Raw genomic sequence first — 8,350 nt, forward strand, 5'->3', positions numbered from 1 at the left:
TCGACCGAAAGGAATACTGTCTATTTTTTGATTCGCTCGCTAACCCCGCCGCAAGCAGCGGGGAATGCGCTCGCTATCGCGGTTCAAGGTAACCACCCGCGCTATGGGAACCGTCAGGCCGATCGACTGCTGCTAACGTTGATCACGAACGATTCGACCCGGCAGCCACGACCAGATAGGACCAAAGCCCTGCAGATATCACCCATCTGCAGGGCTTTTTTTTTGACTCTTGACGGATTTGTTGTATATGATACCCGACGGGCAAAATGGACAAGTCGGCAACCTATTTTCTATAAGCAACGGTTAAATCACGGCCCATGTACCTCGACCACTATCAGTTAAAAGCAAAACCCTTTGATTTGAGTCCGGGCCCGCGCTTTATCTGGCTGGGGGAAAAACACAAAGAAGCCCTGGCCACGTTGAATTACGGTATTATCGAAGACCTGGGATTTCTTCTGCTGACCGGTGATGTGGGTGCAGGCAAAACCGCGTTGATCCATCGACTGATCAGCACACTGGATGATTCCACCATTGTGGCCCACATCACCGATCCAGGATTGGGTACCATCGACTTTTTTAAGCTTCTGGCCGCTGAATTCAAACTCAGCGGCGACCTCCGCGGCAAAGCCGATTTTCTGATCGAACTGGAAAGGTTCCTCCATCAGGCCCACGCGGACCATAAAAAGGTTCTGCTGGTTGTCGACGAGGCGCAGCGCCTCAACAGTAAACTCCTGGACCAGATCCGGGTACTTTCCAACATCGAGTTGAGCGACCGCAAGCTGATCAACATTTTTTTTGTCGGACAACCCGAATTCAAGAACACGTTGATGGACAGCAGCAACAGGGCCATCCGGCAGCGGATTGCAATCAACTATCACATACATCCGCTGACTGAATCCGAAACCGGTCAATACATCGAACACCGTCTGAAGGTGGCCGGGGCCACCCGCAGAATTTTCAAACCGGACGCAATTGGAGAGATATCCCGAATCTCGGCGGGCTATCCCCGCGCCATAAATACTATCTGCGATCATGCCCTGCTGACGGGGTATGCTTCCGGTTTGAAATCGATTAATGCAGGGGTGATCAAGGAGTGCGAGCAAGAGCTTGACATACGGGCAGGCGTTGATTTCAGCAGGACCGGGCGCCAAATAAAGCCAAAAAAGCAGGCGCTTCAAAGGACCGCTCCTGCGCCGGCCCCATCTTCCTCCAGGGGGTATGCCATATTCATTGGCATGGCTGTCGTACTCAGCGCACTCGCGGGGTATTTTTTTCTTTGGAATGAGCCCTTCCGGAAACCGCGGCCGGTTGTCCAGGCACCACCGGCGGCATCACTCAATCAGGAGGCGAAACCCGCTGCCAGGGAGATGCCCAAGCCTGCTGAACCAACCGACGCGCAACCAAGCCAGGCATCGAGGAATGAAGATGTCGCAGCGGCCCAGCCAATCAAGACAAACGATCTCCCGGGCAGGATCGACCCCCCGGCTGGGTCCGCCACCACCGACCGCCAGCCGTCCGGATTAACAGCCCAAGCCCCACGGGTACCCGTTTCAGAAAGCCTTGACAGTGATTTGGACGTCGGTGCTCCCCTGCCCCAGGACAAAAATGAATCGGCCCGGCCGCCCGCCGCTTCCGATGCCCAGGCGGAACTGCAATGGAATGAGGGCAGCGGCATGGCTGCGAATCAACAACCGTCGGCATCGCCTTCCAAAGATGAAAACCGCGACGTCTCACCGCAGCCCCCACTTATGACTCCCCAGGCCAAACCTGCTCCCGAGCCATTACCCGAAATCAAGCCGGTTGACAGCGCTGCCACATTGGCTGCCATGTCACCCATGAACCCACCCCCCCCGTCCACGGCTTCTGATGCGGTCAGGCCGACACAGACGGGTTCAGCGGCGCAGCAAGAGGCGGTGGAGCAACCGGTACCGTCGACCTCCAGGGATGAAACAACGGTCGCCGGTCGTCAACCCGCTCCAGCATCGCCGGCATCCGATTCGTTATCCGCTGAGAGCAAGGTGTCCGGCACTGATCCTGCCGCTGCCTCTACGGGGAGCAACGCCTCCCTGGCCGCCGCAACTGCCGATCCCCAAACCACCGCCAAACCGGATACGGAGGCAGGCAATAACACGCAGCCAGACCAAGCCACGCCGGACAGTCCTCCCGAGCCGCCTGCCATCGCCAAAGCCGACACAAATCTGCAGGCGCTAAACGAACCCGTTGACGACGATACGCCTGCAGGTGAGCCACCGGATGTCAACGTCCTGGAAAAACGGCTGCGGGCCTTTCTGCAGGATTATTGCACTACCTATGCTGCCAGAAACATGGGTGCATTCAGCAGTTTTTTTGCCCCCTACGCCGAGGAGAACGGACAACCTTTCGCGAGTCTGATACCCAAATATCAAAGGAATTTTAATTTGATCGAAGCCATTGAATATCGGATTGAATTGCAGGAATTTTCGTCAGATGAGACCAATCAAACCGTGAAGATCGAAGGTGATTTTTTCCTGAAATGGTTGCCGCCCGACAAGCAATGGCGTGAGAACTCAGGTAAAATTTACATGAACCTGAAAGCGGATGGCTCCTCCTTTCTGGTTCAGCAGTTGGATTACCACGGCAGCCGCGCCAAAACCGAATAAGGGTGGACGGACATGCATTCGCGTGGAAGGCGCCCGTCTAGTCAGATCCAATCAACCCGCACAGGCTGAATTGTTGCATTTGACAGAAAGGGCGAGGATTCCCCCCCCGCCCTTTTGGTTTTCAATCCCCGATTCTGCCGGTTCTCGATTGGCTCACTTTTCTTTCAGCTCGGCAATTCCCGCGAAATGATCCAGTGCCTCCGGGTTCCTCAGGGCATCTTTGTTCTTCACCGCCTGGTTGTGGATGACTTTCTTCACGGCCAGTTCCACCTTCTTCATATTCAGGGTGTATGGGATATCCGGCACCGCGATGATCTTGGCGGGGACATGGCGCGGTGAGGCATGCGCACGGATGGTCTGACGGATCTTATTCTTCAGATTGTCGGTAAGCGCGACACCCGGTGCCAGCTTGACGAACAGGATCACGCGTACATCGTTGTCCCAGTTTTGCCCCACCACCACGCTGTCCTCGATCTCTTCCAACTGCTCCACCTGCCGGTACAGCTCGGCGGTGCCGATGCGCACGCCGCCGGGGTTCAAGGTGGCGTCTGAGCGGCCGTGCATGACCACGCCGCCGTGTTCGGTCACCACGATGTAATCCCCATGGCGCCAGATGCCCGGATAGACGTCAAAATAGGCGCTGTGGTACTTCTTCCCGTCGGGATCGTTCCAAAAGTAGATGGGCATGGAGGGAAAGGGCGCCGCACAGACCAGTTCGCCCTCCCGACCCACCACGGGCCTGCCGTCGTCGTCGAAGGCAAACACCTTCATGGCCAGCCCGCGGCACTGAAGTTCGCCGGCATATACCGGCCCCATGGGGTTGCCCAGGGCGAAGCAGCCGTTAAGATCCGTCCCGCCGGCAATCGAAGCCAGCTGGAGGTCGGTTTTGATGGCGTCATAGACGAATTCGAAGCTTTCGATGGACAGGGGCGAACCGGTGGAAAGCACCGCCCGCAGCGGTGAAAGGTCAAATTCCTCCCCGGGTCGCACACCGGCGGCCTGCAGCGCGGCCAGATACCCGGCGCTGGTGCCGAAAACGGTTATCTTCTCATCCTGGGCCATCTGCCACATCGCCCCGGGCGAGGGATGAAAGGGATTGCCGTCGTAGAGGACCAGCGTGGCGCCGGTGGCCAGGGAACTGACCAGCCAGTTCCACATCATCCATCCGCAGGTGGTGAAGTAGAAGATGGTGTCCTCACGCTTGAGATCCGTGTGCAGCATCAGCTCTTTAAGGTGGTGGATGAGAATGCCGCCGGCGCTCTGGACCATGCACTTGGGCAGACCGGTCGTGCCCGACGAGTACATGACGTAGAGCGGATGATCGAAGGGCAGCTGTGCAAAATCGATCTCCAGTCCGTCTTGGGACGATTTGAAGTCGGCATACAACACAGCCTTGGCAATGGCGCTGATGTCCGGTTGTTTATGGACGTAGGGCACCACGACCAGCCGTTCGACGGAAGGGATCTGGCTGATGATGTCGGCGATGCGCGCCAGCGAATCCAAGGGTTTGCCCTTGAAAAAATAGCCGTCAGCGGTAAAGAGCACCTTGGGTTGAATCTGTCCGAAGCGGTCCAGAACTCCCTTGATGCCGAAATCCGGTGAGCAGGATGACCACGCGGCGCCGATGGAGGTGGCCGCCAGCATGGCAATGATCGATTCAGGCATGTTGGGAACGAAACCGGCAACCCGGTCGCCGGCCTTGACCCCGGCTTGCTTCAAAGCCTTGGCCACCCGGGCCACCTCGTCGTAGAGCTGGGCATAGGTCAGCGTCCGCCGCACCTGGTCTTCGCCCCGGAATACCAGGGCCAATCGCTGGTCCCGGTGGCGCAGCAGGTTTTCGGCAAAATTAAGCCTGGCCCCCTCAAACCAGCGGGCGCCGGGCATTCTGGTTGCATCGTCCACCACAGCCGTGTAGGCAATCGAAGCCTTGATCGAAGCAAAGTCCCACATTTCCTTCCAGAACTCGGGTATATGCGCGACGGACCATTGGTAGAGGCCGTCGTAGCTGTCAAAAGCGGTGCCGTAGCGCTGGTTGATCCGCGTCATGAACCGGTACATGTTGGATGATTGGATCTGCGCTTCAGAAGGCTGCCATAATAGTCTGCCCATGCTTGGTTCTCCTCCCTGCGGCTCATTGGTTGAAGCGGATGAAAAAAATGTCCGACACCGTCGCCCGTCCGTGAATAAACAGCGCCGGGAAGTGGTTGATTTGAACCCGTTGACGGTTTATAAACAACGTTCAATAGTTGAAGTTTTCATATCAGAATGATGGATTATTGACAATCCCATAAAAGACCCTCAGATTGTTTCTGGGGTCAGGGAACGAAACCCGGAAATCGCCGCAACCGGCCGTTTTGGAACTGGCCCGATGGACAGACAGTTGGGAGTTAAGAAAAATAGTTTGAGAAAGGTGAGCCATGCACTACGAAGGCAACATCATCCGCCCCCCCAGCGAAGCCAACAGCATCCTGCTGCAGGTGACCGTGGGCTGCTCGCGCAACAAGTGCACTTTCTGCGGTGCCTACCGGGGGGAACGGTTCAAGATCAAAAGCGACGACATCATCATGGCGGACATCGCCTTTGCTGCCACCCACTGCCGACGCCAGCGCCGCGTGTTTCTTTGCGACGGCGACGCCCTGATCATCCCCCAGAAGCGGCTCATGGGGATACTCTCAGAGATCCGCCGGCAGCTGCCCTGGGTAACCCGGGTGGGCGTGTACGCCAACGCCAAAAGCCTGAATATGAAGACCCCTGACGAGCTGAAAGCGCTCCGGGAAAACGGCCTGGGAATCGCCTACATGGGCCTCGAGACCGGCGACGATGTCACCCTCAGAGCCATCAACAAGGGGGCGACCTCCGAGGAGATGATCCGAATGGGGAAAAAAGCCAAATCCGCCGGAATCAAGCTCTCCATCACCGTTCTGCTGGGTTTGGCCGGACGCGAGCGCTCCCAGATTCACGCCCGGGAAACCGGCCGGGTATTGTCGGCCATCGATCCGGAGTACGTGGGTGCCCTGAGCCTGATGCTGATCCCCGGCACCCCCATGTACGAGGACCACCGGTCCGGCCGCTTCGCCCTCATCGAGCCCGACGAAATGTTGGCCGAGCTGCGCACCATGATTGCCGAAACCCACCAGAGCCAGGGGCTGTTTCACGCCAACCACGCCTCCAACTACCTGCCTATCCGCGCCCGCATGCCCAAGGAAAAGGACGAGACCTTGGCCCTGATCGATGCCGCATTGGCAGGCAAGGTCGCCTTGCGGCCGGAATGGATGCGCGCCCTTTGACCCGCTGCCTGAGATCCTGACACCGGCCGCTGGGGGAAACCGCGCCCCTCTTTCAAGATCGCAGGGGGTTCTTGTGCAAAACGGGCTTCAATACAAATGACACGCCACCTGATGGGCATTTTCCGCCGCCCCAAGCTGCGGTTCGATCCGGTCACAGCCTTCGAATTTTCGCGGACAGCGGGGATGAAAGGCACAACCCGATGGGGGATCGCGGGGGCTGGGGACATCCCCGTTTAAAATGATCCGATTCCGCTTGACCCGCGGGTCGGCAACCGGAATCGCTGAAAGCAAGGCTTGCGTATAAGGATGCAGCGGGCTGGTATAAAGCTCGCGGTAGGGTGCCGTTTCTACAACCTTTCCCAGATACATGACGGCGATCCGGTCCGAAATGTGTTCCACCACAGCCAGGTCATGGGCAATGATGACATAAGAAAGGTCGAACTCCCCCTGCAGGTCCATGAGCAGATTGATTATCTGCGCCTGGATGGACACATCCAGTGCTGACACCGGTTCATCGCCGATGATCAGCACCGGGTCCAGCGAAAGGGCCCTGGCAATACCAATGCGCTGGCGCTGACCGCCGCTGAATTCATGGGGATAGCGACGCCCCTGTTCGGGTGAAAGTCCAACCTTTTCCAGCAGGTAGGCAATTCGGTCCTTCCTTTCGTTTTTCGTATACAGCCCATGAATTCTCATGGGCACGTCAAGAATTTGGTTCAATGGGGAGCGGGGATTCAAGGAGGAATATGGGTCCTGAAAAATAATCTGCATCTCCTTGCGCAGGACCAGCCGTTCCGCCCTGGACAATACGGAACGATCCGAAATATCGTTGCCTCGAAAAATAATTTTTCCCGCAGTCGGCTTCACCAGATTCAGGACGGCCATCCCGGCGGTGGTTTTCCCGCAGCCGCTCTCACCGACGATTCCCAGGGTTTCGCCTTTGTCCAGCGTCAGCGAGATCCCGTTGACGGCATAAACAAAGCGGCGGGTTCGAGAGAGAAACGTCTTGCGCACAGGAAAATGAACCTTCAAGTTTTCGACGGCAAGCAAGGTTTCCGCAGACACGAACGCTCCTTTTAATTAACCCTTATGCCATAACCGGCATCTGACAGTGCACCCGGAACCGGCGCCGCCCAACTGGACGAGCGGCACCGGGTCCTGTTCGCATATCGCCATCACATCGGGGCATCGCGGCGCAAAGCAGCAACCTTTTGGCAAGTTGTAAAGGCTGGGAACCATGCCTTTAATTTCCCGGAGCCGATGTCGCCCAGTTCTGGTGCGTTCCCCGAGTCTGGGCACTGAACGAAGCAATGCGCGGGTGTACGGATGTTTGGGCGCTTCGAAAATTGAAAACACATCGCCAACCTCCACGACCTGTCCCGCATACATGACCACCACACGCTGGGCCATCTCCGCCACGACCCCCAGATCGTGGGTGATGATCAATATTCCGGCTTTGACCCGTTCCTTGAGCCGAAGCATCAGGTCGAGCACCTGGGCCTGGATGGTAACGTCGAGTGCCGTGGTTGGCTCGTCCGCGATCAGGATCTCCGGATCACAGGCAAGGGCCATGGCGATCATGACCCGCTGACGCATGCCGCCGGAAAGCTGATGGGGATATTCGCCGACGCGTTTGGAGGGGGAAGGAATCCGGACGCGATCCAGCATGTCCACGGATCGCAGCCGGCTCTCTTTTTGGTTCATCCCCTGGTGCCGGATAAACATCTCCGCGATCTGATCGCCGATCGTATACAGGGGGTTGAGTGAGGTCATGGGTTCCTGGAATATCATGGAAATCCGATTTCCCCGGACATCCTGCATCTCTTTTTCAGGCAGGCGGCGCAGGTCGTTTCCGTCAAAACGGATGACTCCGCCGGTAATTTTCCCGGGTGGCCGGATCAGGCGCATCACCGACAACGCGGTTACACTTTTGCCCGAGCCGGACTCACCGACGATGCCCAGGGTCTCACCTTTTTCCATTGAAAAAGAAACCGCGTCCACCGCCGTTGCGATGCCGTCTACCGTGGCAAATACGGTTTGCAGCCGGTCGATTTCCAGAAGATGTTCACCCATCGTCGTGTCAGCGCCCCGTCAGCTTTGCCGAAAAACGATTTCTCCCTGGACAACGGTCATTTCGGCCTCTGTGGACAACCACGCATCCGGCTTCAGGTCAAACAAATTGTGCCGAAAGATGGTCATATCCGCCCATTTCCCAGGAGCGAGCATACCCAAAAGCGACCCCTTCCCGGAAGTCAGGGCCGGCTGGACCGTAAACCCGCGTATCCCTTGCGCCAGTGTCAGCCGTTGGTCAGGGTACCAGCCGCCCTCTGGGTCACCGCCGACGGTCTGGCGCGTAACCGCCGCGTGGAGGCCGAGACGGAAATCAATCGGCTCAATGGGGCAGTCGGAACCGAACTGGGTGCC

At 57.6% G+C, this 8,350-nt stretch carries 6 protein-coding genes and 1 pseudogene; 3 read left to right on the forward strand and 4 right to left on the reverse strand.

Annotated features, from left to right (window positions below; translation table 11 throughout):
- Positions 1–317 precede the first annotated feature (317 nt).
- Positions 318–764: pseudogene (locus tag R6V78_RS05230) on the forward strand (ExeA family protein); the annotation flags it as partial.
- 807 nt (positions 765–1,571) lie between these two features.
- Complete coding sequence (locus R6V78_RS05235) at positions 1,572–2,639, forward strand: hypothetical protein (protein ID WP_410288286.1); 1,068 nt, start codon at positions 1,572–1,574, stop codon at positions 2,637–2,639.
- 153 nt (positions 2,640–2,792) lie between these two features.
- Here the strand turns inward: R6V78_RS05235 and R6V78_RS05240 are convergent, their stop codons facing one another.
- Positions 2,793–4,748, reverse strand: a complete 1,956-nt coding sequence (locus tag R6V78_RS05240) for an acetoacetate--CoA ligase (RefSeq protein WP_410288281.1) — start codon at positions 4,746–4,748, stop codon at positions 2,793–2,795.
- A gap of 308 nt (positions 4,749–5,056) precedes the next feature.
- On the opposite strand from R6V78_RS05240, the gene R6V78_RS05245 reads away from it, so the two are divergent.
- On the forward strand, positions 5,057–5,926 hold the full coding sequence (locus tag R6V78_RS05245; RefSeq protein WP_410288282.1) for a radical SAM protein: 870 nt from the start codon (positions 5,057–5,059) through the stop codon (positions 5,924–5,926).
- 87 nt (positions 5,927–6,013) lie between these two features.
- On the opposite strand, the gene R6V78_RS05250 is transcribed toward R6V78_RS05245, so the two are convergent.
- The 3 genes from R6V78_RS05250 to R6V78_RS05260 form a co-directional block, all read right to left on the reverse strand.
- A complete protein-coding gene (locus tag R6V78_RS05250) occupies positions 6,014–6,991 on the reverse strand; it encodes an ABC transporter ATP-binding protein (RefSeq protein ID WP_410288283.1) in 978 nt (325 codons plus the stop codon).
- A 15-nt stretch (positions 6,992–7,006) separates the two neighbouring features.
- Positions 7,007–7,999 (reverse strand): ABC transporter ATP-binding protein, encoded by a 993-nt coding sequence (locus R6V78_RS05255; protein ID WP_410288284.1) that lies wholly within the window; start codon positions 7,997–7,999, stop codon positions 7,007–7,009.
- Positions 8,000–8,017: 18 nt separating this feature from the next.
- On the reverse strand, positions 8,018–8,350 hold a 333-nt coding region (locus tag R6V78_RS05260), incomplete at its 5' end, for an amidohydrolase family protein (RefSeq protein WP_410288285.1).

The organism is Desulfosarcina sp. (assembly GCF_046496365.1).
GTDB lineage: Bacteria > Desulfobacterota > Desulfobacteria > Desulfobacterales > Desulfosarcinaceae > Desulfosarcina.